The sequence below is a fragment of the Aeromonas sp. R2-1 genome (assembly GCF_040908425.1).
GTDB lineage: Bacteria > Pseudomonadota > Gammaproteobacteria > Enterobacterales > Aeromonadaceae > Aeromonas > Aeromonas caviae.
In genome coordinates, this window is record NZ_JBFODR010000055.1 from 82,661 (window position 1) to 105,099 (window position 22,439).

The 22,439-nt window shown below is 62.9% G+C and carries 21 protein-coding genes and 1 pseudogene; 11 read left to right on the forward strand and 11 right to left on the reverse strand.

What is annotated here, in order from left to right; genetic code table 11:
• Positions 1-84: 84 nt before the first annotated feature.
• Together exeB and AB5Y80_RS20285 are read right to left on the reverse strand one after the other, a co-directional pair.
• Positions 85-768: a GspB family T2SS assembly factor variant ExeB gene (gene exeB / locus AB5Y80_RS20280; RefSeq protein WP_010675740.1), complete on the reverse strand. Its 684-nt coding sequence runs from the start codon at positions 766-768 to the stop codon at positions 85-87.
• A complete protein-coding gene (locus AB5Y80_RS20285; protein WP_368173455.1) occupies positions 768-2,411 on the reverse strand; it encodes an ExeA family protein in 1,644 nt (547 codons plus the stop codon). Before AB5Y80_RS20285 ends, exeB begins: the two co-directional genes overlap by 1 nt.
• 229 nt (positions 2,412-2,640) lie before the next feature.
• Here AB5Y80_RS20285 and AB5Y80_RS20290 point away from each other — a divergent pair, with 229 nt between their 5' ends.
• Positions 2,641-3,879 carry a multifunctional CCA addition/repair protein gene (locus AB5Y80_RS20290; protein WP_041211726.1) on the forward strand — a complete coding sequence of 413 codons (1,239 nt, stop codon included), beginning with the start codon at positions 2,641-2,643 and terminating at the stop codon, positions 3,877-3,879.
• A 101-nt stretch (positions 3,880-3,980) separates the two neighbouring features.
• Here the strand turns inward: AB5Y80_RS20290 and AB5Y80_RS20295 are convergent, their stop codons facing one another.
• Positions 3,981-5,246 (reverse strand): inorganic phosphate transporter, encoded by a 1,266-nt coding sequence (locus AB5Y80_RS20295; RefSeq protein WP_010675737.1) that lies wholly within the window; start codon positions 5,244-5,246, stop codon positions 3,981-3,983.
• A 25-nt stretch (positions 5,247-5,271) separates the two neighbouring features.
• Positions 5,272-5,952, reverse strand: a complete 681-nt coding sequence (locus tag AB5Y80_RS20300) for a TIGR00153 family protein (RefSeq protein WP_010675736.1) — start codon at positions 5,950-5,952, stop codon at positions 5,272-5,274.
• Between the two features lie 169 nt (positions 5,953-6,121).
• Between AB5Y80_RS20300 and AB5Y80_RS20305 the strand changes: the two genes are divergently transcribed.
• The gene (locus AB5Y80_RS20305) at positions 6,122-7,075 is read left to right on the forward strand and encodes a CYTH domain-containing protein (protein ID WP_323888312.1); all 954 of its coding nucleotides are present in this window, start codon (positions 6,122-6,124) and stop codon (positions 7,073-7,075) included.
• Between the two features lie 77 nt (positions 7,076-7,152).
• Here AB5Y80_RS20305 and AB5Y80_RS20310 read toward each other — a convergent pair whose 3' ends face one another.
• The 7 genes from AB5Y80_RS20310 to hslR form a co-directional block, all read right to left on the reverse strand.
• On the reverse strand, positions 7,153-7,623 hold the full coding sequence (locus AB5Y80_RS20310; RefSeq protein ID WP_010675734.1) for a glycine zipper 2TM domain-containing protein: 471 nt from the start codon (positions 7,621-7,623) through the stop codon (positions 7,153-7,155).
• Between the two features lie 131 nt (positions 7,624-7,754).
• On the reverse strand, positions 7,755-8,207 hold the full coding sequence (locus AB5Y80_RS20315; protein WP_042014844.1) for an N-acetyltransferase: 453 nt from the start codon (positions 8,205-8,207) through the stop codon (positions 7,755-7,757).
• A gap of 140 nt (positions 8,208-8,347) precedes the next feature.
• Positions 8,348-10,150 (reverse strand): aminopeptidase P family protein, encoded by a 1,803-nt coding sequence (locus AB5Y80_RS20320; RefSeq protein ID WP_368173456.1) that lies wholly within the window; start codon positions 10,148-10,150, stop codon positions 8,348-8,350.
• A 33-nt stretch (positions 10,151-10,183) separates the two neighbouring features.
• The gene (locus tag AB5Y80_RS20325) at positions 10,184-10,849 is read right to left on the reverse strand and encodes a GntR family transcriptional regulator (protein WP_029314822.1); all 666 of its coding nucleotides are present in this window, start codon (positions 10,847-10,849) and stop codon (positions 10,184-10,186) included.
• 173 nt (positions 10,850-11,022) lie between these two features.
• Positions 11,023-12,648 (reverse strand): phosphoenolpyruvate carboxykinase (ATP), encoded by a 1,626-nt coding sequence (pckA, locus tag AB5Y80_RS20330; RefSeq protein WP_219604395.1) that lies wholly within the window; start codon positions 12,646-12,648, stop codon positions 11,023-11,025.
• Positions 12,649-12,797: 149 nt separating this feature from the next.
• Complete coding sequence (hslO, locus tag AB5Y80_RS20335) at positions 12,798-13,682, reverse strand: Hsp33 family molecular chaperone HslO (RefSeq protein WP_010675729.1); 885 nt, start codon at positions 13,680-13,682, stop codon at positions 12,798-12,800.
• A 104-nt stretch (positions 13,683-13,786) separates the two neighbouring features.
• The gene (hslR, locus tag AB5Y80_RS20340) at positions 13,787-14,185 is read right to left on the reverse strand and encodes a ribosome-associated heat shock protein Hsp15 (RefSeq protein ID WP_010675728.1); all 399 of its coding nucleotides are present in this window, start codon (positions 14,183-14,185) and stop codon (positions 13,787-13,789) included.
• A gap of 213 nt (positions 14,186-14,398) precedes the next feature.
• Here hslR and exeC point away from each other — a divergent pair, with 213 nt between their 5' ends.
• The 9 genes and pseudogenes from exeC to AB5Y80_RS20385 form a co-directional block, all read left to right on the forward strand.
• Complete coding sequence (gene exeC / locus AB5Y80_RS20345; RefSeq protein WP_272941405.1) at positions 14,399-15,250, forward strand: GspC family type II secretion system variant ExeC; 852 nt, start codon at positions 14,399-14,401, stop codon at positions 15,248-15,250.
• 21 nt (positions 15,251-15,271) lie between these two features.
• Positions 15,272-17,326: a GspD family T2SS secretin variant ExeD gene (exeD, locus tag AB5Y80_RS20350; protein WP_010675726.1), complete on the forward strand. Its 2,055-nt coding sequence runs from the start codon at positions 15,272-15,274 to the stop codon at positions 17,324-17,326.
• Entirely contained in the window at positions 17,326-18,831 is a 1,506-nt protein-coding gene (exeE, locus tag AB5Y80_RS20355; protein ID WP_042014784.1) for a GspE family T2SS ATPase variant ExeE, read from the forward strand. The genes exeD and exeE overlap by 1 nt, the downstream gene beginning before the upstream one ends.
• Position 18,832: 1 nt before the next feature.
• A complete protein-coding gene (gene exeF / locus AB5Y80_RS20360) occupies positions 18,833-20,053 on the forward strand; it encodes a GspF family T2SS innner membrane protein variant ExeF (protein ID WP_039040588.1) in 1,221 nt (406 codons plus the stop codon).
• A 116-nt stretch (positions 20,054-20,169) separates the two neighbouring features.
• On the forward strand, positions 20,170-20,601 hold the full coding sequence (exeG, locus tag AB5Y80_RS20365) for a GspG family T2SS major pseudopilin variant ExeG (RefSeq protein ID WP_368173457.1): 432 nt from the start codon (positions 20,170-20,172) through the stop codon (positions 20,599-20,601).
• 47 nt (positions 20,602-20,648) lie between these two features.
• On the forward strand, positions 20,649-21,212 hold the full coding sequence (gene exeH, locus AB5Y80_RS20370; protein ID WP_010675722.1) for a GspH family T2SS minor pseudopilin variant ExeH: 564 nt from the start codon (positions 20,649-20,651) through the stop codon (positions 21,210-21,212).
• A 74-nt stretch (positions 21,213-21,286) separates the two neighbouring features.
• Positions 21,287-21,631 carry a GspI family T2SS minor pseudopilin variant ExeI gene (gene exeI, locus AB5Y80_RS20375; RefSeq protein ID WP_039040586.1) on the forward strand — a complete coding sequence of 115 codons (345 nt, stop codon included), beginning with the start codon at positions 21,287-21,289 and terminating at the stop codon, positions 21,629-21,631.
• A gap of 44 nt (positions 21,632-21,675) precedes the next feature.
• Positions 21,676-22,317 carry a GspJ family T2SS minor pseudopilin variant ExeJ gene (gene exeJ / locus AB5Y80_RS20380; protein WP_041211717.1) on the forward strand — a complete coding sequence of 214 codons (642 nt, stop codon included), beginning with the start codon at positions 21,676-21,678 and terminating at the stop codon, positions 22,315-22,317.
• 25 nt (positions 22,318-22,342) lie between these two features.
• Positions 22,343-22,417 (forward strand): annotated as a pseudogene (locus tag AB5Y80_RS20385) (type II secretion system protein GspJ); the annotation flags it as partial.
• Between the last annotated feature and the right edge of the window lie 22 nt (positions 22,418-22,439).

Sequence of the window (22,439 nt, forward strand, 5' to 3'; positions counted from 1 at the left end):
GTTATTGATTAAAAAGGGGAGCTCTCGGGCTCCCTCAGAATGGGCAGTGACCCTCCCGGGGGAGGGCCACCGGATGCCGGCAGATCAGCCGCGCCAGTCTTGCAGCGCCTTGAGGCTGGCATACTGGCCGCCGACCTGCAGGACGATGTAGTCCTGGGCGATGGCTGCCAGGATGACACCGGGGGCTATTTCATTGCCCTCGCGCCACTCCCGTCCATTGAGCACGACGGCCCGCTTGGCCGGGTCGGAGGAGTAGTTGTGGGCACCATAGGTCAGGGACGGTACCTGCTGTTTCAGGGCCGGGGCCAGGGCGCCGAGGGGGATGGCACTGGTCTGGACCTGAGCCTGGGGCGCACTCTCTTCCACCAGCGGCGTGTTGTTGAGGGCGGCCATCAGCCGTTCTGCCAGACTCTGCCCCCCCTGGTTTGCGGTAGTCGCAGCCGGGGTTGCGGCAGGTCTTGGAGCGACCACGGGCTCCGGCAAGGGGGGCGGCAGCGGCCGGGTGATCATGGGCCTGGGTTCGACCCGCACGAAGGGGGGAGTCACCACTTCCTTCACTTCGACCTGCTGTTCCACGGGTTTGAGGTGATAGAGGTGCCAGCCATAGTTGGCGGCGGCGCCCATCACCAGGGCCAGGGGCACCAGGGCCCACCAGATCCAGCGGCGGTTGGGCTCCTCTTCCTGGCTCACGGGCAGACCCATGAGCGGCATATGGGGGGTGAACTGGGGCTGGTCGGCCCGGCGCAGGGCCTTGAGCAGGGTGGACATCAGGAGGCCTCCTCGACCATGGGATCCGTCTCATCATCCGCCACGCTGTCGAGATCGACCGGCGTGCTGGCTCGCAGGGATTCATCCTCCAGCCTGGGCATGGGTTCGCCGGAGGCCACATTCAGCCGCAGCAGGGTGTTGCTGCCGGCGATGCCGTCCGGGGTCAGTCCCTGCTCGCGCTGGAACTGTTGCAGCTTGTTCTTGAGGGTGGCATCGAAGCGGCTCACCTTGCGATCGGGTTGCTGCATGGCGCGGCTAAGGGCGTTGTCCAGCCACTGCACCTGGGCAGCCCCGGCATTGCTCGCTATCAGGGGCACGTTGCCCCTGGGCATGCGCCAGAGCAGGGTGTAGCTGCCGCCCCAGGCGTCGGAGAGCCACTGCCTGTCCACCTGCCAGCTCTGGTTGCCGATGAGCAGGGAAGCCTTGTCCGCCCCCAGGCTGACCAGGGTGGCGTAATAGAGGCCGCCGGTCTCGTCGGTGAGACTGATGAGGGCCGGGTATTGCAACGCCTGCAATTGCGCCAGGGAGGCTTCTCCCTCCTGGCAGCGCAGGCCCGCACGGGGGGCATTGTCGCAGGTTGCCTCCTCCAGCTCGGCCTGGTAGCCCCATACCTTGTAGAGATTCTGCATGGCGACGTCCGGCTCCAGCGCCTGATTGATGGCGCGGGTCAGCTGGGCTTGCTGCTCCGGCGTGTCATCCACCTTGACCGGTACCTCAACCTTGACCAGGGGGCGGGCTGGGAAGAATCCGAAGAATTGCCAGCCCCACCAGCCGGTGGCGACCAGCAGGGTGCCCACCAGGGCGACCGTGAGGCCGGATTGCCAGCTTCCCTCGTCGCGAATGCCGCTCACCTCATACGCGGACTGGCTGATGTCCCCGTGCACTATCTTGTGGCTGCCACGGGCGAAGGCGGCGATGAGGGCGCGGTCGCAGATGAGGTTGATGAGACGGGGAATGCCCCCGGAGAGGCGATGCAGGGTCTGGATGGCCCTGGGGGTGAAGATGGGCTGGACGCAGCCTGCCACCTGCAACCGGAAGCGGACATAGGCATCCACATCCTGGCGCGACAGCGGCAGCAGGTGATAGCGGGCGGTGATCCGCTGCGCCAGCTGGCGCAACAGGGGCTGGCGCAGCATCTGTTGCAGCTCGGGCTGGCCGATGAGCACCACCTGCAGCAGTTTCTTCTCGTCTGTCTCCAGATTGGTGAGCAGTCGCAACTGCTCCAGCACGCCGGGCAGCAGGTGCTGGGCTTCATCCACCAGCACCACGCTGCGCTTGCCTGCCGCCAGATTTGCCAGCAGATGATCCCGGATAAGGTCGAACAATTGCTTGAGGCTGGCCTCTTCGCCGTAGGGCAACTGGAATTCGTCGCAGATGGCGGCCAGCAGATCCCGCTCGGTCAGAGAGGGATTGAGGATGTAGGCGATCTCGGTGTCGGCGGGCAATTGCTGCAGCAGACAGCGGGAGACGGTGGTTTTTCCCGTACCCACTTCCCCGGTCAGCAGCACGAAGCCGCCACCGTCCTGCAACCCGTAGTTGAGGTGGGCGAGGGCCTCCCCGTGACGCTCGCTCATATAGAGGTATTTGGGATTGGGCGAGATGGAGAACGGGGGCTCCGACAGACCGAAGAACTGTGTGTACATAAGGATCCATTCCATTGTTATGGGCGGCAGGTTAAAGCCTCCCAAAAGGGAAGTCAAAGACCCGGATACCATAAGGGGAGCTGGCTCGAACCACGGGCTGAGTCGCTCGGGACGATAGCGGGAAGCAGCCGCCCGGCCGAGTGATGGCGAGCCTGGTGCGACGGGTGCACATCGTCTCTCTTGGCCAAAAGCGGTATCATCGGGGCAAGTTTATCGAGGGAGAGTGCGCGTGCAGATTTATCTGGTCGGAGGGGCGGTACGGGATCGCCTGTTGGGATTGCCCCAGGGTGACAGGGATCATCTGGTGGTCGGCGCCACGGTGGAGCAGATGCTGGGTCTCGGATTCACCCAGGTGGGCCGAGACTTTCCGGTCTTTCTTCACCCCAAAACCCAGCAGGAGTACGCCCTGGCGCGCACCGAGCGCAAGCAGGGGCAGGGTTACACCGGCTTCGTCTGCCATGCCTCCCCCGAGGTAACGCTGGAGCAGGATCTGCTGCGCCGGGATCTCACCATCAACGCCATCGCCGAAGATGAGGACGGGCAACTGCACGATCCCTACGGCGGCGTGCAGGATCTGGAGGCGCGGTTGCTGCGCCATGTCTCGCCGGCCTTTGCCGAGGATCCCCTGCGCATCCTGCGGGTGGCGCGCTTCGCCGCCCGTTTCCATGCCCAGGGGTTCGTGGTGGCCCCCGAGACGCTGGGGCTGATGCGCGAGATGACGGAGGCTGGGGAGCTGGCCCACCTGACCCCGGAGCGGGTCTGGAAGGAGCTGGAAAAAGTGCTGCTGGGGCCGACACCCCAGATCTTCTTCGAGGTGCTGCGCGAATGCGGCGCCCTCAAGGCGCTCTTCCCCGAGCTCGATGCCCTGTTCGGGGTGCCGGCCCCTGCCAGATGGCACCCGGAGATCGACACCGGCATCCATACCATGATGGTGCTGGCGCAGGCATGTCGTCTCTCCCCCGAACTGACCGTGCGCTTCGCGTCCCTCTGCCACGACTTTGGCAAGGGGCTGACTCCGCCCGCCTTCTGGCCGAGCCATCACGGCCATGGTCAGAAGGGGTTGCCGCTCATTCGGGATTTTTGCGAGCGCTTCCGGGTGCCGAACGAGTGTCGCGATTTGGCCCTGCTGGTGAGCGACCTGCACACCCATATCCACATTGCCTTCGAGCTCAAGCCCGCGACCCTGCTCAAGGTATTCGACAAGGCCGATGCCTGGCGCAGACCGGAGCGCTTTGCCCAGCTGCTCGATGCCTGTCGCGCCGACTTCCACGGTCGTACCGGCTTCGAAGAGAAGGTCTACAGTCAGCCGGACTATGTCGCTCAGGCCCTGGAGGCGGCGCAGGCTGTGCCGGTCAAGGAGATAGTGGCGGCCGGCTTCAAAGGGGAGGCAATCCGCGAGCAGCTTGCCAAGCGGCGGCTCGATGCCATCAGCCGGGTGCGCGACGAGTGGACCTTCATCGAGGAGTAAACGCCGCAGCCGATCGACGCTCAATCGACGGCGTAATATGGGCGAAGCATAAAAAAGCCCGGGTCAATGACCCGGGCTTTTTGTCGTGCGGCGTGGGCTGCTCAGGAGAAGCAGGCCTGCAGCACGTAGAAAATGGCGATGGCCAGGATGGCGCCCGCGGGCAGGGTGATGACCCAGGAGACCACGATGTTGCGCAGCACGCCCAGGTTCAGGGCCGCGATGCCCCGTGCCAGACCGACGCCCATGACGGCACCGACCAGGGTCTGGGTGGTGGAGATAGGCAGACCGGTGCCGGAGGCGATCACCACGGTGGCGGCGGTGGCCAGCTGGGCGGCGAAGCCACGGCTCGGGGTCAGGTGGGTGATGCCGGTGCCGACGGTCGCCATCACCTTCTCGCCCATGGTGGCCAGACCGATGACGATGCCGATGCCGCCAAGGGGCAGGATCCACCAGGCGATGTGGGAGCTGCCGCCGATCTCGCCGCCGGCCGCCACGATGGAGGCGACTGCAGAGAGCGGACCGATGGCGTTGGCCACGTCGTTGGAGCCGTGGGCGAAGGCCATGGCACAGGCGGTGATGATCATCAGGATGCCGAACACCTTCTCCACGTTGGCGAAGTGCATCTTGCTGTCATCTTTCGGGTTGTACTGCTGGCCGCGGATATAGATCCAGCCGGCAAACGCCACCGCGATGGAGATGGCGACGGAGAGCAGGACGCCCTCGCCATTGCTCAGGTGCAGACCGACGTGGGTCAGCCCCTTCTTGATGGTGACCAGGCAGATGACCAGGGACGTCAGGAACATGTAGAAGGGGACATAGCGCTTGGCGTTGTCCAGGGGGTTGTCCGTGTTGAAGATGAGCTTCTGCACGCTGATGAACATGAAGTAGGCGATGATGCCCGAGATGGCCGGCGTGATGATCCAAGAGCCGACGATGCCGCCAAACTTGTTCCACTGTACCGCTTCCGGACCGATGCTCACCACGGCGAAGCCCACGATGGCGCCGATGATGGAGTGGGTGGTGGAGACGGGCCAGCCGAAATAGGAGGCCAGGATCAGCCACAGACCCGCAGCCAGCAGGGAGGCGATCATGCCGAGCACGAGCAGATCCGGCGTGTCGGCAAAGGCGTTGCTGTCGATGATGCCGCTGCGGATGGTGGCCGTCACTTCGCCACCGGCCAGATAGGCACCGGCGAACTCGAAGATCATGGCGATGATGATCGCCTGACGGATGGTCAGGGACTTGGTGCCGACCGATGTGCCCATGGCGTTGGCGACGTCGTTCGCACCAATGCCCCAGGCCATCAAAAAGCCGAACAAGGCCGCCACGAGCACCAGGGTGGTGCCGTAATTTGCGATAATGTCCATTAGTAGTGTTTACCCAGTCAGTCGATTACGAACGAGCCAGCATCAATTCCAGACGGGCGCCAACGCGCTCTGCCTGATCAGCCAGGTCACCTACCCATTCGAGGATCTTGTAGAGGAACATAACGTCGATCGGATTGTATTTGTGCTCAACGGCTTGCAGCTGTTGGCGCAGTCCGATCTGCATGGTGTCAGTATCGTCCTCGATGAGATCCAGCTGGTGGATCATCTCGGCAACCATTTCAACTTCACGTCCTTTAAAGCCGGTTTCGAGCAGCTCATCGAGTTCTCCGATGGCTTTTTCGGCTTGGGCGGTCGCATCGATACAGCGTTTGAGATAGGCCATGAAATCGGCGCGCATCTCGGTGGGGAATTCCATCTTGCGGCCAAGCATGCGGCCGGAAATATCCTTGGCACGGTTGGCAATCTTGTCCTGCTGGGTCAAGAGCTCCAGCAGATCGGTACGGGCGACCGGCAGGAACAGGCCGCGGGGGAGTTTCAAGCGGATTTCGCGCTTGAGGATGTCCGCTTCTTTTTCCAGCTGGGCGATCTGTTGCCGGATCTTCTCGGCATCTTCCCAGCGGTCTTCGGCAACGGCATCAAAGAAGGGAATGAGCTGTTCGCAGCACACGTGAACCTTGACGATATGCTTCTGCAGCGGCTTGATGGGGGACTTGGCAAAAAGACCCAAAATAGTATTTACTGGCATGGCCAAACCTGTGTCGGTGAAAAAACACTCGATACGATTTTATGAGGGGCGCATGGTAACCGAACTGTGCCATCAATAAAACCGTGAATTAATCGTGAACTGTCGTTGGCATTATATCCTCGCGACCCTGAACATGCCCCCCAAAGTTGCCCGCCAGCCCGGAATGACTATGCAAACTGAGATCGAGATAAAGTTTTTCGTCACCAGCAATATTCAAGAATCCCTCTCCAACCTTCTGAATTCACTAGAGATTATCTCTTCCAATCAAGCCGCTCTTGGCAACGTCTATTTCGACACGCCCGATCAGGGTTTGCGTGGGCTCGAGATGGGGTTGCGCATTCGTCGCAGCGATGATTTTTCCGAGCAGACCATCAAGTGCCGGGGGCAGGTCGTGGGCGGATTGCACGCCAGACCCGAGTACAACGCCCCGGTGGAGGGCACCATTCCGACCCTGTCTGCCTTTCCTGCCGATATCTGGCCGAGTCTGGCGGTGCGCGATGAACTCCAGAGCCGTCTGGTGGCCCAGTTCAGCACCGATTTCCTGCGCCGCCACTGGCTGATCGCATTCGGAGATGCCGAGATCGAGCTGGCCTGGGATCAGGGGGAGATCGCCGGTGCCCTGGGGCGTACCGGGATCGACGAGCTGGAGCTGGAGCTGAAATCCGGCGATGCCCGCGCCCTGTTCACCCTAGCGAGCAAGCTGGCGGCGCTGGGAGGATTGCGGCTGGGTGCCCAGTCCAAGGCGCAGCGCGGATACAGGCTGGCTGGGCTTGGCAAGCCACTGGCCGTGCAGCCCCTGCAAAGGATTGAGGGCAAAGATCAGAAGGCCAGCATTACCCTGGGTCTGCAGCACTGGCAGTATCATGAGCAGCTCTGGCTCGAGAGTGACGATGCTGGCGAACAACAACGGGCGCTGCATGCCCTGCTCGAGGGGGTATCCCTGGTTGCCGAGGCAGCAGGCACGCTGACGGTGCCCCCCTCCTGGCTGGCCGACCTGCAGGCGCAACAGCGTCTGATGATGCAGGTGGCCGGGGATCGTGCATCACTGCATGCCCTGTTCCACCATGCCGACCTGGTGAGCCTGCAGCTGTCCATCGCGGCCTGGCTGCATCTGGGGGCGTGAATCCTCTGTAGTGCAGAGCGCAAAAAGGTGAGCCCGGGCTCACCTTTTTTATGGCAGTTGCACCTTGAACGGCGCTATCAGTTCACCACGGCCACGTTGATGGTGCCGTTGCCCTGGGTCATGCGGACCCGGGCACCAGGCACAAAGGTGGGGCTGGCCTTTTGTACTACCACGATGGATTCGCCGTTCTCTTTCTTGATCTCGAGCTCGACCCCGTCAACCTGGTTGAGTTTGTCCCCTGCCGCCTTGCCGGCCGCCGCACCCGCGATGGCGCCACCGGCTGCCGCGATGTCACTGCCACGACCGCCGCCTATGGTGCTGCCGAGCAGGCCGCCGACCACGGCGCCGCCAATGGTGCCGATCAGGGAGTTCTCATCGGCCTGGATCTTGACGGGGCGGGTGGAGAGGATGGTGCCATAGCTGACGGTCTGTACCTGCTTGGCGCGATCCTTGGTGTAGACATCGCCGGAGTAGACGTCGCTGTTGGCACAGCCGGTGATGGCGGTGGTGGCCGCCAGCAGGGTGACGAGAGCAATACGTTTGAACATGATGGGCCTCCTGGGCGGGCATCGGATTAATCTGGTGATGAATTGCACTTTACGCCAACCAGATTGCGCATTAAACCCGCAAAGTGTAACCAATTATGTGGCCGGAAGGCACCCGTGCCAGTGACGGATAGTCAGGTCAGGGCTTTTTCCAGCAGCAGGCGATCCTCGCCCGGCCCGAAGTAGCCTCTCTCTTCTGCCAACTGCTGATAACCCAGCCTGAAGTAGAGGCGCTGGGCCGGATTGGCGGGATCAACGGTCAGTCTGACCCGCTCAACTTCCAGTTTCAGCAGTCCCTGCTCCACCTGCAACATCATTTGCTCGGCCAGGCCGAAGCCGCGCGCTTCGGGACGCACCGCGAGGGAGAGCAGCCAGCCCTGCGACCGATCCTGACCAAGCCCCCCCAGGGCATAGCCCAGCAGCCGGCCTTCCCGTTCCGCGACGACCAGCAGTTCGGGCCACAGATCCATGGCCTGGCGAAAGAAGAAACCGGGGTAGACATCCTCGCCGAAGACATCGGCATCTATCTGCCAGATGGCGTGCATGTCGGCGTGGGTGGCAAGGCGCAATACGGGGGACGAGTGCATCGGGGCTCCTCTGATCGGGTCTCTGCTGCGGGGCAGCCAAAAAGGAGGCACAGGGTAGAAGGGGCGGGGAGTCGATGCAAGTGGGGGGGCATTTGTGGCATGCCGCGGATAAAGAAACAGGGCCCGCAGGCCCTGTGTCATCAGAGGAGGCTGGTCGCCTGCTCCAGCCAGGCGAGATCCTCGCCCTCCAGCAGCGGGCTCAGACGGCGGTAGACCTCCGCATGGTATTCGTTGATCCAGCGGAACTCCGCCGGACTCAGCAGGCTGCGATCGATGAGGCGGATGTCGAACGGCACATAGGTCAGTCGCTCGAAGCCCAGCATCGGCAGCTCGCCACGGGCCTCCTGTTCGGTCACCACCACCAGGTTTTCACAGCGGATGCCGAAGGCATCTTCCCGGTAGTAGCCCGGCTCGTTGGAGAGCACCATGCCCGGCTGCAGGGCCACCAGGCTGCCCTTGGGGGCGATGCGCTGCGGGCCTTCGTGCACGCTGAGGAAGTGGCCGACCCCGTGGCCGGTGCCGTGGTCGTAGTTGTAGCCGGCTTGCCACAGGGGCATGCGGGCCAGCACGTCGAGCTGGATGCCGGCAGTGCCGCGGGGGAAGCGGGCCTGATCCAGGGCAATGTGACCCTGCAGCACCCGGGTAAACATGGCCCTGTGCTCGTCGGTCACCTCACCCACCTTGACGGTGCGGGTGATGTCGGTGGTGCCGTCCAGGTACTGGGCGCCGGAGTCCACCAGATAGATGCTGTCCTGGCCGAAGGTGCGCGGGGTACCGTTGGTGTGGCGGTAGTGGCACATGGCGGCGTTGGGGCCGAGTGCCGAGATGGTGTCGAAGCTCGGCTCCACATAGTGCTCCTGCTCGTGGCGGAAGGCTTCCAGCTGGTCGGCCAGGGTGCCTTCGTCCACGCCGTCGAACTCGCCGCTGGCGATCAGGCGATCCAGCCAGGCCAGGAAGCGGGTGACGGCAACGCCGTCGCGCAGGTGGGCGGCACGCATGCCGGCCAGCTCCACGGGGTTCTTGCACGCCTTGGGCAGCATGGTGGGATCCTGGCCGGCCACCAGAATGGCGCCTGCCTCTTCCATCACGAGCTGGGTCCAGGCGTTGGCGGTGTTGGGGTCGGCCAGCACCTTCTGCTGATCCTCGCCGATGCGCTGCAACACGTCACCCAGCTTGTCGATGGGGTAGACGGAGACATCCTGCCCCACGTGCTGACTGAAGGCGAAGCAGTCGATCTTGTCGGTATCGACGAAGAAATCCATGGTGGCGTTGGCGTAGAGCACCGCAAAGCCCAGCACCACCGGCAGGCGTTCCACGTCGCGACCACGCAGGTTGAGCAGCCAGTTGATGGGCTCGGCCTGGGTCAGCAGTACCGCATCCAGCCCGCGCTTGCGCAGATCGCTGGCCAGCATTTCGCGCTTGGCCTGGCTGGACTGGCCCGCCAGCTCCTCGCTGTAGAGGATGACAGGGCTCTTGGTCGGAGCGGGACGATCGCTCCAGTGCAGATCGATGGGGTTCTCGTCGATGCGCACCAGCTCGATGCCGTGATCGGCCAGCACGGCGTTGGCGTTCTGATACCAGGCTAGGCTGTGCAGGCGGGCATCGAAACCGACCCGGGAGCTTGAGGGCAACTGCTCCGCCAGCCACTGCACGTGGGGGTCTTCATTGAGGTGGAGAAACTCGAACAGCTCGGCCGGCGCCTGCATGCGCGCCTGCACGGTATAACGACCGTCGATGAACAGGGCCGCCCGATGCGCCATGATGATGGCGAGCCCGGCGGAGCCGTTGAAACCCGTGATCCAGTCCAGCCGCTCGGCATAGGCGGGAATGTACTCCCCCAGATGCTCGTCGTCGTGGGGAACGATGAAGGCGTCCAGTTCCAGCGTGGCCAGTGTGGCCCTGACCTGGGCGACGCGGGTTTCAATAATCTCGAAATGGTTCATGTCGTTATTGCCAGCTTGTGGTGATGTGAGTGTTCATTGATGGTGGCCGCTTGCCAGGATCTGTCTGATCGATTGGCCTGCCGCCTCGATGTGTTGCTTGAGCAGTACCACTGCCTCGTGCTTGCGCCGGGCGCGGCACAGTTCAAGGAGTCGGGCGTGCTCCCGCTCGGCCTTGTCCACGCCGCCTTGGGCGAACAGCAGTTCGAAACGCACATAGCGGTCGCAGCTCAGATTGATCTGGGCGATCAGTTCCAGTGCCTGGGGGCGATTGGCTGCCTGGTAAAGGGTGGCGTGAAAGCGGTGATTCAACTCAGCCCAGTGTTCGATCTGGGTGCCAGACTCCAGCGCCAGATCAAACTGGGCGAGGATGGCTTGCGCCTGGGCGAAGGTCTCCTCCGTCATCAGGTCGACGGCGTGGAACAGGGTATCGGCTTCGAGCAGTGCCCGCAAATAAAAGAGCTCCTCGATGGCCGAGGCATCCAGCATGGTCACCACGGCGCCGCGATGGGCCTCGAACTTCACCAGCCCCTGAGCTTCCAGTTGCATCAGGGCTTCCCGCACCGGGATGCGGCTCACCGCCAGCTCCTTGGCGATGGCGTCCTGGCGCAGGGGGGCGCCCGCAGCAAACTCGCCACGCAATATCCGGCCGCGGAGGTTCTCCATCACCATCTGGGTTCGGGTCTTGTAAGGTGGGGTCATGCTGGGGTCACGGGCAGGTTGCAAAATTGTATATTGTATAAAGTTTGGCTGAATCTAACGCGCAAGGGCCGTCAAGGCAAGGCTTGGCGGGAGCCATATGCCGCGCATCGGCCAAAAAAATACCGGCCAGCAGGGCTGACCGGTACGGGATTGTGAGACGCGAGGCGCGTTTCTTACAACTGCGGGCCCGCCGCGACCAGGCGTTTGCCTTCGTCGTTGTCGGTGAAGCGCTCGAAGTTCTTGATGAAGCGCCCGGCCAGATCGACGGCCTTGGCATCCCACTCGGCCTGGTCGGCGTAAGTGTCTCGCGGATCCAGGATGGCGGGGTTGACGCCCGGCAGCTCGGTCGGCACTTCCAGGTTGAACACCGGCAGTACCTTGGTTGGCGCCTTCTCGATGGAACCATCCAGGATGGCGTCGATGATGCCACGGGTATCCTTGATGGAGATCCGCTTGCCGGTGCCGTTCCAGCCGGTGTTGACCAGATAGGCTTCAGCCCCTGCCGCTTCCATCCGTTTCACCAGCTCCTGGCCGTACTTGGTCGGGTGCAGGCTGAGGAAAGCCGCGCCGAAGCAGGAGGAGAAGGTCGGGGTCGGCTCTGTGATGCCGCGCTCGGTACCGGCCAGCTTGGCGGTAAAGCCGGACAGGAAGTGGTACTTGGTCTGCTCCTTGGTCAGCTTGGCGACCGGGGGCAGCACACCGAAGGCGTCTGCGGTCAGGAAGATCACCTTGGTGGCGTGACCCGCCTTGGAGACCGGCTTGACGATGTTGTCGATGTGATAGATGGGGTAGGAGACCCGGGTATTCTCGGTGCGGGAACCGTCGTCGAAGTCGATGGTGCCATCGGCGGCCACGGTCACGTTTTCCAGCAGCGCATCGCGGCGGATGGCGTGGTAGATGTCCGGCTCGGCCTCTTCGGAGAGCTTGATGGTCTTGGCGTAGCAGCCCCCTTCGAAGTTGAACACGCCGTGATCATCCCAGCCGTGCTCGTCATCGCCGATCAGCTGACGCTTGGGATCGGTGGAGAGGGTGGTCTTGCCGGTGCCGGAGAGGCCGAAGAAGATGGCCACGTCCCCATCCTTGCCCACGTTGGCGGAGCAGTGCATGGAGGCGATGCCGCGCAGGGGCAGGAAGTAGTTCATCATGGAGAACATGCCCTTCTTCATCTCGCCACCGTACCAGGTGCCGCCGATGAGTTGCATCTTCTCTGTCATGTTGAAGGCGACGAAGTTCTCGGAGTTGAGACCCTGCTCCTTCCAGTTCGGGTTGGTGCACTTGGCACCGTTCATCACCACGAAGTCCGGTTTGAAGGTCTTCAGCTCCTCTTCGCTCGGGCGGATGAACATGTTCTTCACGAAGTGCGCCTGCCAGGCCACCTCGGTGATGATGCGCACTGCCAGGCGGGTGTCCGGGTTGGCGCCGCAGAAGCCGTCCACCACGAACAGACGCTTGCCGGAGAGCTGTTTGGTGACCAGCCCTTTCAGATGTGACCACACTTCCGGGGTAATCGCCTTGTTATCGTTTTTACCCTGGTCAGACCACCACACAGTATCCTGGGTAGTGGCATCTTTGACGATATATTTATCTTTAGGGGAGCGGCCGGTGAAGATGCCGGTGTTGACGTTGACGGCGCCAAGCTCGGTGACGACGCCACGTTCGAAGCCCTCAAGGTCTGAGCGGGTCTCTTCAGCGAAAAGCTGCTCATAGGAGGGGTTGCGAACGATTTCCTGGCTGTTTTTGATACCGTATTGGTCCAGCTTCAGTTGTTGGGCCAGGGTGGGTTCTACCACGATTGTCATTGTATTCTCCTGGGTTCAGAGGTGTGTAGGGTTCTATCTGACGTTCATGCTACCACCTAGGTGGTAGTTTTTAGCGATCGCCATCAAACTTTATAAAATAGGGTATTTTTTTGTTATTTAAGTTAAAGGCGGGTTTTGCCCGCCTTTGATTAGTGTAACTGGTTTGCATCATTACCGGGAGCCCTGCTGAACAGGGTTTCGATGTCTATCCCGTCGAATTCGTAGTGGGCGCCGCAGTAATCGCAGTGCATGTCGATCTTGCCGAGCTCCTGCACCATGGATACCGCTTCCTCCTTGTCTATCTGCAGCAAGGCCCCTTCGCAACGGGCGCGGGAGCAGGTGCAGCGGAACTCGATGGCCTGGGGATCGAACACCCGTACCTTGTCCTGGTGGTAGAGGCGGTAGAGGATCTCTTCCGCGTCCAGACCGAACAGCTCTTCGTCCTTGATGGTGGTGGTGAGCTGGACCAGGTGGTCGAAATCTTCGCTGTGATCCTCGCTCTGGGCCGGCAGCTCCTGCAGCAGGATGCCCGCCGCACGGGGCTCGCCCTCGTGGTGGCCGGTGCGGATCCAGAGGCGGGTGGCCAGTTGTTCGGACTGGGCGAAGTAGTGCTCCAGACAGGCCGCCAGGGTGTCGGCCTCCAGGGCGATGATGCCCTGATAGCGCTCTCCCTGATCCGGAGTGATGGTGATGACCAGATGGCCGTTGCCGATCAGGCTTTGCAGCTTGCCGTCCGTCGGCAATTCCCCTTCATAGCGTGCCACGCCGCGCAATTGCTGGTTGTTGTCGCCGTTGATGACGGCCAGACGCACCGGACCGTCCCCCTGCAGCTGCACCGTGATGGAGCCTTCGAACTTGAGGGTGGCGGTCAGCAGGCTGGTGGCAACCAGCAGCTCGCCCAGCAGGTGCTGCACCTGTACCGGGTAGTTCTGGGCGTCGATGATGTGGCGGTAGGTACGATCCAGCTGGACCAGCTCCCCACGCACTTCGTACTCTTCGAACAGATAGCGATACAGGAGGTCTTGGTTACTCATCATGGTTTCCTAGGATGTTCTTGGGGAAAAATAAACACATTGTTAAACAGGTGGTTAGGAACTAATTCCTCCACCTGTCGTCATAAAGGGGCCACAGACGCGGATTAGGATTGCTTGACCCGGATAAGCTGGCGTCGCTCCTGCTTGTCGGGTCGGCGCTCCGGGCTTGGGGCAAACTGGCTGTTGAAGCGGCGGGCTTCGCTGTTTTCGGCCCGTTTCTTCAGGCTGGCCTCTGTCTCTTCATAGAGTTGCTGGGCCAGCGGGGCGGATTTGCGCTGCTCGCTCACCTCGAGCACCCGCACCTCCCGCTCGTCCTGGCCTTGCCAGAATCGCACCAGGGCGCCGACCTCGACCGCCTTGCCCGGCTTGGTGCGCTGGCCGTTGTAGTGCACCTTGCCGCCGTCGATCTGATCCCGCGCCAGACTGCGGGTCTTGTAAAAGCGGGCGGCCCACAGCCACTTGTCGAGACGGACCTGGGTGCTGCTTTGTGCTGGATTCGACATGGATCGGCTCCGGGATGGCTGAAAAGGTGCCTGATTATACCAGAGGCGGGCCCCGGGATAGAAACAGGGGGCATCCGGGTGTGACGGAAACTGAATTTTCACCCCTTGGTCCCATCCGGTCGGTTGTCTCTGGGTCCATTGCCGTACACAATAGCCAACCGACTTGGATGCCAGACAATTTTGAGAAAGATGACGCTACCGTTCAGGGATGATTTGTTGACTTCCCTTCTGGCTCGCTGCAAGGCCATGCCGCTCTCCCGTTTCAGCCAGCCCCTGTTCTGGCTTCTGCTGCTGTTGCTGGCTCAGCAGTGTGCCGTGCTCACCTGGCGCCTGTACGAACTGGCCCAGCCCGCTCCCCTGACCCCCTGGCAACCCTCGGTCCCCTCGGTGCAGGGGAGTGGTGGCGATCGCCTCGATCTTGGCAACCTCAGCCGCCTCTCTCTCTTTGGCAAGGCGCTGCAACCCCAGGCGGACAAGGCGGCAGAGACGGTGGCGGTGGATGCCCCGAAAACCCAGCTCAACGCCCAGCTCAACGGGGTGCTGGCAAGCTCGGATCCCGCCAAGTCCATCGCCATCATCGCCCACAACGGGACACAGAACTCTTACGGCATCGGGGACTACATCGACGGTACCCAGGCCAGGATACGCCAGGTGTTTGCCGATCGGGTCATCATCGCCCGGGACGGCCGTGACGAGACCCTGATGCTGGACGGGGAAGAGTATGGCAAGCCCCTGCCCAAACCGGCCCGCCAGGAGGGACTCTCCTCCGTGCGCAGCGAACTGCTGGGCAACCCGGGCAAGATCACCGATTACCTCAATATTTCTCCGGTCCGGGTGGACGGTCGCATGACCGGCTATCGCCTCAACCCGGGTCGCAATCCGGAACTGTTCAATCAACTCGGACTGGTCGCCAACGATCTGGCGGTCAGCATCAACGGCCTGGATCTGCGTGACAACGCCCAGGCCATGCAGGCGATGCAGCAGGTGGCGGGCGCCACGGAAATGACCGTCACCGTCGAGCGGCAAGGACAGCTCTACGACGTCTATGTCGGCTTGTCAGAATAATGAATTGGAGTAGCACCAAGAATGACAAATAAAGGGAAGGGCTGGCGTCTGGCCACCATGGCGGCAGCCTTGATGATGGCCGGTTCTGCCTGGGCCACCGAGTATTCCGCCAGTTTCAAGAACGCCGACATCGAGGAGTTCATCAACACGGTCGGCAAGAACCTGAACAAAACCATCATCATAGAGCCATCGGTACGCGGCAAGATCAACGTGCGCAGCTATGACCTGCTCAACGAGGATCAGTACTACCAGTTCTTCCTGAGCGTGCTCGACGTTTACGGCTTTGCCGTGGTGCCCATGAACAACGGCGTGCTCAAGGTAGTGCGCTCCAAGGATGCCAAGACCTCGGCCATCCCCGTGGTGGATGACACCAACCCCGGCGTGGGTGACGAGATGGTGACCCGGGTGGTACCGGTGCGCAATGTCTCGGTCCGTGAACTGGCCCCCCTGCTGCGTCAGCTCAACGACAACGCTGGCGGCGGCAACGTGGTCCACTATGAGCCCTCCAACGTGCTGCTCATCACCGGCCGCGCCGCAGTGGTCAACCGCCTGGTGGAGGTGGTTCGCCGGGTGGACAAGGCGGGGGATCAGGACATGGACGTCATCAAGCTCAAGTTCGCCTCCGCCGGCGAGATGGTGCGGCTGGTGACCAACCTCAACAAGGATGGCAGCAATCAGGGGGCCAACGCCTCGCTGCTGCTCTCCCCCAAGGTGGTGGCCGACGAGCGCACCAACTCCGTGGTCATCAGCGGCGAGCCCAAGGCCCGTGCCCGCATCATCCAGATGGTGCGCCAGCTCGACCGGGATCTGCAGAGCCAGGGCAACACCCGGGTCTTCTACCTGAAATATGGCAAGGCCAAGGATCTGGTTGACGTCCTCAAGGGGGTCAGCTCCAGCATCGCCGCCGACAAGAAGGGCGGGGCGGCTGCCACGGCCACGGGCGGCGCCAGCATCGGCGGCGGCCAGCTCGCCATCTCCGCCGACGAGACCACCAATGCCCTGGTGATCACCGCCCAGCCGGACGTGATGGCCGAGCTGGAGCAGGTCATCGCCAAGCTCGACATTCGCCGTGCCCAGGTGCTGGTGGAGGCCATCATCGTCGAGATATCGGATGGTGACGGCATGAACCTCGGGGTGCAGTGGGCCAACACCAATGGCGGCGGCACCCAGTTCACCGACACCGGTCTGCCCATCGGCTCCCTGGCCATCGCCGCCAAGGATTACAAAGACAACGGCAACACCGATGGCCTGTCATCCCTGGCGGGCAGCTTCAGCGGCATGGCGGCAGGCTTCTATCACGGGGACTGGGCGGCGCTGGTGACGGCGCTCTCCACCAACAGCAAGAACGATATTCTCTCCACCCCGAGCATCGTCACCATGGACAACAAGGAGGCCTCCTTCAACGTCGGTCAGGAAGTGCCGGTGCAGAGCGGCTCCCAGAGCTCCACCACCAGCGATCAGGTGTTCAACACCATAGAGCGCAAGACGGTGGGGACCAAGCTGGTGGTGACGCCCCAGATCAACGAAGGAGATTCCGTGCTGCTCAACATCGAGCAGGAGGTCTCCAGCGTGGCACAGAAGCAGGCGACCGGGACCGCCAACCTGGGCCCCACCTTCGATACCCGTACCGTGAAGAACGCCGTGCTGGTCAAGAGCGGCGAGACAGTGGTGCTGGGCGGCCTGATGGACGAACAGACCCAGGAGCAGATCTCCAAGGTGCCCCTGCTCGGGGACATTCCGGTACTGGGTTACCTGTTCCGTTCCTCCAAGACCTCCACCGCCAAGCGCAACCTGATGGTCTTCATCCGCCCGACCATATTGCGTGACGCCAATGTCTACTCCGGGGTCTCCAGCAACAAGTACACCCTGTTCAGGGCCGAACAGCTGAGCCGGGCTGCGGAAGAGGGCTATGCCACCTCGCCGGCTCGCCAGGTGCTGCCCGCCTATGGCCAGGACGTGATGATGTCCCCCGAGGTGCAGCAGCAGATCCAGAGAATGCAGGCCCAGCAGCAGGCGACCGCCACCGGCGTGCGCGCCCAGGTGCAGGAGCAGCCCTTCGTGCAGAGCAAGCCCTGATGGCCGCCTACCAGCTCGATGGCAGCGAGCTGCCGGCTCCCCTGCCGGAACTGCCGTTCGCGTTTGCCCGCAACTTCGGGGCCATCCTGACCGAGCGCCAGGGTGCCCCGGTGCTGCTCTGTCGTCAGGGGATCTCCCCCCAGACCCTGCTGGAGGTGCGACGGGTGGCGGGCTGTGCCTTCGCGGTGGAGCAGCTTGGCAACGACGAGTTCGAAACGCTCCTGATGGCCCACTATCAGCGTGACTCCTCCGAGGCGCGTCAGCTGATGGAGGATCTCGGCAACGAGATGGACTTCTTTGCCCTGGCCGAAGAGCTGCCCCAGAGCGAGGATCTGCTGGATGCCGACGACGACGCCCCCATCATTCGCCTCATCAATGCCATGTTGAGCGAGGCGATAAAAGAAGAGGCGTCCGACATCCACATCGAGACCTTCGAGCGGGCCCTGGTGATCCGTTTTCGCATCGATGGGGTGCTGCGGGAGATCCTGCGCCCCCATCGCAAGCTCGCCTCCTTGCTGGTGTCGCGCATCAAGGTCATGTCGCGCATGGACATCGCCGAGAAGCGGGTGCCCCAGGATGGCCGCATCTCACTGCGCATCGGCGGCCGCGCCGTGGACGTGCGGGTCTCCACCATGCCCTCCAGCTACGGCGAACGGGTGGTATTGCGACTGCTCGACAAGAACAACGTGCGCCTCGAGCTCAAGCAGCTCGGCATGACGCTGGCCAACCGCAACATCATCAGCGAACTCATTCGCAAGCCCCACGGCATCATCCTGGTGACGGGCCCGACCGGTTCGGGCAAGTCCACCACCCTCTATGCGGCCCTCTCGGAGATCAACTCCCGGGATCGCAACATCCTGACCGTCGAAGACCCCATCGAATATGACCTCGAAGGGGTGGGCCAGACCCAGGTCAACAGCAAGGTGGACATGACCTTCGCCCGGGGCCTGCGCGCCATTCTGCGCCAGGATCCGGACGTGGTGATGGTGGGGGAAATCCGTGACCTCGAGACCGCCCAGATCGCGGTGCAGGCATCCCTCACCGGTCACCTGGTGATGTCGACCCTGCACACCAACACCGCCATCGGCGCCATCACCCGGATGCGGGACATGGGGATCGAGCCCTTCCTGCTCTCCTCGTCGCTCCTGGCGGTACTGGCCCAGCGGCTGGTGCGCACCCTCTGCCCGGATTGCCGCGCACCGCACCCTGTCACCGAGCAGGAGCGTGTTGCCATGGGCATCGAGCTTGCGCCGGATCAGCAGATCTGGCGTCCGGTGGGCTGCGAGCAGTGCAACCACACCGGCTATCGCGGCCGGACCGGCATCCACGAGCTGGTGGTGGTGGACGAGGCGGTGCGCGAGGCGATCCACAGCGCCAGCGGCGAGCTCGCCATCGAGCGGCTGATCCGGGGTCACACCCCCAGCATCCGCCGCGACGGCATCGACAAGGTGCTCAAGGGGCAGACCAGCCTCGAAGAGGTGCTGCGCGTGACCCGGGAAGACTGAGATGGCGGCATTTGAATACAAGGCTCTCGACGGCAAGGGGCGCAACAAGAGCGGCGTGCTGGAAGGGGATTCCGCCCGCCAGGTGCGCCAGCTGCTGCGCGAGCAGGGGCTGACCCCCCTCGAGGTGAACGAGACCACCGAGAAGGCCAAGCGGGAGGCGAACCGCTTCGTGCTGTTTCGCCGTGGTGCCTCCACCGCAGAACTGGCCCTCATCACCCGCCAGCTGGCGACCCTGGTGGGGGCCGGTCTCACCATCGAAGAGGCCCTCAAGGCGGTCGCCGAGCAGTGCGAGAAGGCCCACCTGCGCAGCCTGGTGGCGACGGTGCGCAGCAAGGTGGTGGAGGGGTATTCCCTGGCCGATTCGCTGGGGGCCTTCCCCCATGTGTTCGACCAGCTGTTCCGCTCCATGGTGGCGGCCGGCGAGAAGTCCGGTCACCTGGAGAAGGTGCTCAACCGTCTCGCCGATTACACCGAGCAGCGCCAGCACATGCGCACCAAGCTGCTGCAGGCGATGATCTATCCCATCGTCCTCACCCTGGTGGCGGTGGGGGTCATCTCCATACTGCTCACCGCCGTGGTGCCCAAGGTGGTGGCCCAGTTCGAACACATGGGCCAGCAACTGCCGGGCACCACCCGTTTCCTCATCGGCACCAGCGAGCTGTTGCAGCACTATGGCCTCTGGTTCCTGCTGCTCCTTGGTATTGGCGGCCTGATCTGGCGCTGGTGGCTGACCGACGACAAGCGTCGTCGTCGCTGGCACCAGGTGATACTGCGCCTGCCGGTGATCGGTCGGGTCAGCCGCGGTCTCAACACCGCCCGCTTTGCCCGCACCCTGAGCATCCTCAACGCCAGCGCCGTCCCCCTGCTGGAGGGAATGAAGATCGCCGGCGAAGTGCTCTCCAACGACTATGCCCGCATGCGCATCGGTGAGGCCACCGAGCGGGTGCGGGAGGGGACCAGCCTGCGCAAGTCGCTGGATGAAACCAGAATTTTTCCGCCCATGATGCTGCACATGATCGCCTCGGGCGAGCAGAGCGGCGAGCTCGACAGCATGCTGGAGCGGGCGGCGGACAACCAGGACAGGGAGTTCGAAACCCAGGTGAACATCGCCCTCGGGGTGTTCGAACCCATGCTGGTGGTCTCCATGGCCGGGGTGGTGCTGTTTATCGTGATGTCGATCCTGCAGCCGATCCTGGAGCTCAACAACATGGTGAATCTGTGAGGGTCGGGTGCCCGAATAGGCTTCGCCATTCGAACCTGCAAATTCAATCGAACGATCGTGGTTTAACAGTTAATCGTTGATGGCTCATGCCATCTCATTTCGTTAGGGAGTCAGTCATGCAAAAGCGTCGTCAATCGGGTTTTACCCTGCTGGAAGTGATGGTGGTCATCGTGATCCTGGGGATCCTGGCCAGCCTGGTGGTGCCCAACCTGATGGGCAACAAGGAGAAGGCGGATCAGCAAAAAGCGGTCTCCGACATAGTGGCGCTGGAAAACGCCCTCGACATGTACAAGCTGGACAACAACCGCTACCCGACCACCGAGCAAGGGCTGGATGCCCTGGTCCACAAGCCGACCGCATCCCCTGAGCCGCGCAGCTACCGTGAAGGGGGCTACATCAAGCGCCTGCCGCAGGATCCCTGGGGCAACCAGTACCAGCTGCTGAGCCCGGGCCAGTTCGGCAAGATCGACATCTTCTCCATGGGGATGGACGGCGAAGCCGGGACCGATGACGACATCGGCAACTGGAACCTGAAGGACTTCCAATAAGTGATTCCGCCGCGTCGTGCTCACTGCGCCACCCCGGGGCTGCCTGCATGAAGGTGGCCTCTTCTGCCCGTCACCAGGCCGGTTTTACCCTGCTGGAAGTGTTGCTGGTCGCCATGTTGATGGGACTGGTGGCGACCGCCGTCACCCTCAGCATGGGGGGCGCCAGGGGGGATCGGGAGCTCGACAAGCAGGCGCGCCGCTTCATGGCGACCCTGCAGCAGGCCCAGGAGTATTCGGTGATGGATGGCAGGCTGCTGGGGCTGCGGGTCGAGGAGAACGGCTGGCAGTTTATGTCCCGGGATCCCAAGGATCGCAAGTGGCGCGCCCTGACCGGTGACAAGTTGCTGGGGCCGGTGACGTTGCCGGAGGGGATGACCCTGGCGGTGGAGCTGGAAGGTTTCAACTGGCGTACTGCGTCGGACGAACGCCAGGAGCAGGGTCGGGACGAGCGCGAGCGGACACCCCAGATCCTGGTCTTTCCGGGGGGAGAGCTCTCTCCCTTCGTGCTGACCCTGAGCCAGCAGGACGAGGATCTGCACTACCTGCGCACCGTCAGGGGGGACGAGTTCGGTCGTCTCTCCCTGTTGCAGGATGAAGAGGAAGAAGAGTGAGGAGCACCAGGCCCGCAGGGGGCGCTCTAGCGCGTCGCACCGCTCTGTCGGGCGGCCCCGCCCAGGTGCGCGGCATGACGCTGCTGGAGGTCATGGTGGCCCTGGCGGTGTTTGCCATCGCCGGGCTGGCGGTGATGAAGACCGCGAGCGAACACCTGGCCGGCCTCAATTATCTGGAGCAGAAGACCCTGGCGACCTGGGTGGTGGAGAATCAGCTGGTGCAGCAGAAGCTCGAAGGCAAGTGGCCGGGAGACAGCTGGGTGGAAGGGGACGAGGAGATGGCCGGGCAGACCTGGTACTGGCGCTATCGCGGCGTCGCCACGGCGGACAGCAACTTCAGGGCGCTGGACATGGAAGTGCGCACCGCGCCCAAGGCCGAGAGCCCGGTGGCCATGATCCGGACCTATCTCAGCCGATGAACATTCATCAACGTGCGTCCATGATCCGGAGCCGGTGTCAGCCGATGATCCAGAGCAACACCCACCCATCGCACCACCGCGGCTTTACCCTGCTTGAGATGCTGGTGGCCATCGCCATCTTCGCCACCCTGAGCCTGGGTGCCTATCAGGTGCTGCAAGGGGTGCTGACCAGCGACGAGGTGGCCAAGCGCAAGGAGGCCCGCCTCTCGGAACTGCAGCTCGCCTTCAGCCTGCTGGAGCGGGACGTCACCCAGATGGTGCCGCGCAGCGGTCGCATCGACGGCGAGAACAACAAGGTGCTGCTGGCGGCGTCTCGCTTCGGCCAGCAGAGCGACGACTGGGGCATGGCCTTCATTCGCGGCGGCTGGCTCAATCCGGACGGCATATTGCCGCGCTCCGGCCTGCAACGGGTGGGTTGGCGTCTCAAGGGGCAGACCCTGGAGCGGTTGAGCTACCTCTATCCGGATCCGGCCATTGGCACCGAGCCGCGCATTCAGCCCGTGCTGACCGGCGTGACGGCGCTGCGCCTCTATTTCTACGACAAGGGACAGTGGAAGGAGGAGTGGACCCAGCGCGACCTGCTGCCCTACGGGCTGGCGGTGGAGCTGGAGCTTGAAGACTACGGCACCATCCGTCGCCAGTTCCTGATCGGAGCCGGTGGCCAGAGGGCAGAGAATGGTAACTGATCGCCGTTTTCCCCTGTCCGTCACGGAGGATGACGGCACTATTCGAGGTCGCCAGTTCCTGATCGGTGCTGGTGGCCAGAGGGCAGAGAATGGTAACTGATCGTCGTTTTCCCCTGTCCGTC

What these genes read in the sequence shown, in the direction of transcription:
- exeB (WP_010675740.1), bottom strand. Translation starts at nt 768, where the DNA reads ATGTCCACCCTGCTCAAGGCCCTGCGCCGGGCCGACCAGCCCCAGTTC.
- AB5Y80_RS20285 (WP_368173455.1), bottom strand. Translation starts at nt 2,411, where the DNA reads ATGTACACACAGTTCTTCGGTCTGTCGGAGCCCCCGTTCTCCATCTCG.
- AB5Y80_RS20295 (WP_010675737.1), bottom strand. Translation starts at nt 5,246, where the DNA reads ATGGACATTATCGCAAATTACGGCACCACCCTGGTGCTCGTGGCGGCC.
- AB5Y80_RS20300 (WP_010675736.1), bottom strand. Translation starts at nt 5,952, where the DNA reads ATGCCAGTAAATACTATTTTGGGTCTTTTTGCCAAGTCCCCCATCAAG.
- AB5Y80_RS20305 (WP_323888312.1), top strand. Translation starts at nt 6,122, where the DNA reads ATGCAAACTGAGATCGAGATAAAGTTTTTCGTCACCAGCAATATTCAA.
- AB5Y80_RS20310 (WP_010675734.1), bottom strand. Translation starts at nt 7,623, where the DNA reads ATGTTCAAACGTATTGCTCTCGTCACCCTGCTGGCGGCCACCACCGCC.
- AB5Y80_RS20315 (WP_042014844.1), bottom strand. Translation starts at nt 8,207, where the DNA reads ATGCACTCGTCCCCCGTATTGCGCCTTGCCACCCACGCCGACATGCAC.
- AB5Y80_RS20320 (WP_368173456.1), bottom strand. Translation starts at nt 10,150, where the DNA reads ATGAACCATTTCGAGATTATTGAAACCCGCGTCGCCCAGGTCAGGGCC.
- AB5Y80_RS20325 (WP_029314822.1), bottom strand. Translation starts at nt 10,849, where the DNA reads ATGACCCCACCTTACAAGACCCGAACCCAGATGGTGATGGAGAACCTC.
- pckA (WP_219604395.1), bottom strand. Translation starts at nt 12,648, where the DNA reads ATGACAATCGTGGTAGAACCCACCCTGGCCCAACAACTGAAGCTGGAC.
- hslO (WP_010675729.1), bottom strand. Translation starts at nt 13,682, where the DNA reads ATGAGTAACCAAGACCTCCTGTATCGCTATCTGTTCGAAGAGTACGAA.
- hslR (WP_010675728.1), bottom strand. Translation starts at nt 14,185, where the DNA reads ATGTCGAATCCAGCACAAAGCAGCACCCAGGTCCGTCTCGACAAGTGG.
- exeD (WP_010675726.1), top strand. Translation starts at nt 15,272, where the DNA reads ATGACAAATAAAGGGAAGGGCTGGCGTCTGGCCACCATGGCGGCAGCC.
- exeE (WP_042014784.1), top strand. Translation starts at nt 17,326, where the DNA reads ATGGCCGCCTACCAGCTCGATGGCAGCGAGCTGCCGGCTCCCCTGCCG.
- exeF (WP_039040588.1), top strand. Translation starts at nt 18,833, where the DNA reads ATGGCGGCATTTGAATACAAGGCTCTCGACGGCAAGGGGCGCAACAAG.
- exeG (WP_368173457.1), top strand. Translation starts at nt 20,170, where the DNA reads ATGCAAAAGCGTCGTCAATCGGGTTTTACCCTGCTGGAAGTGATGGTG.
- exeH (WP_010675722.1), top strand. Translation starts at nt 20,649, where the DNA reads ATGAAGGTGGCCTCTTCTGCCCGTCACCAGGCCGGTTTTACCCTGCTG.
- exeI (WP_039040586.1), top strand. Translation starts at nt 21,287, where the DNA reads ATGACGCTGCTGGAGGTCATGGTGGCCCTGGCGGTGTTTGCCATCGCC.
- exeJ (WP_041211717.1), top strand. Translation starts at nt 21,676, where the DNA reads ATGATCCAGAGCAACACCCACCCATCGCACCACCGCGGCTTTACCCTG.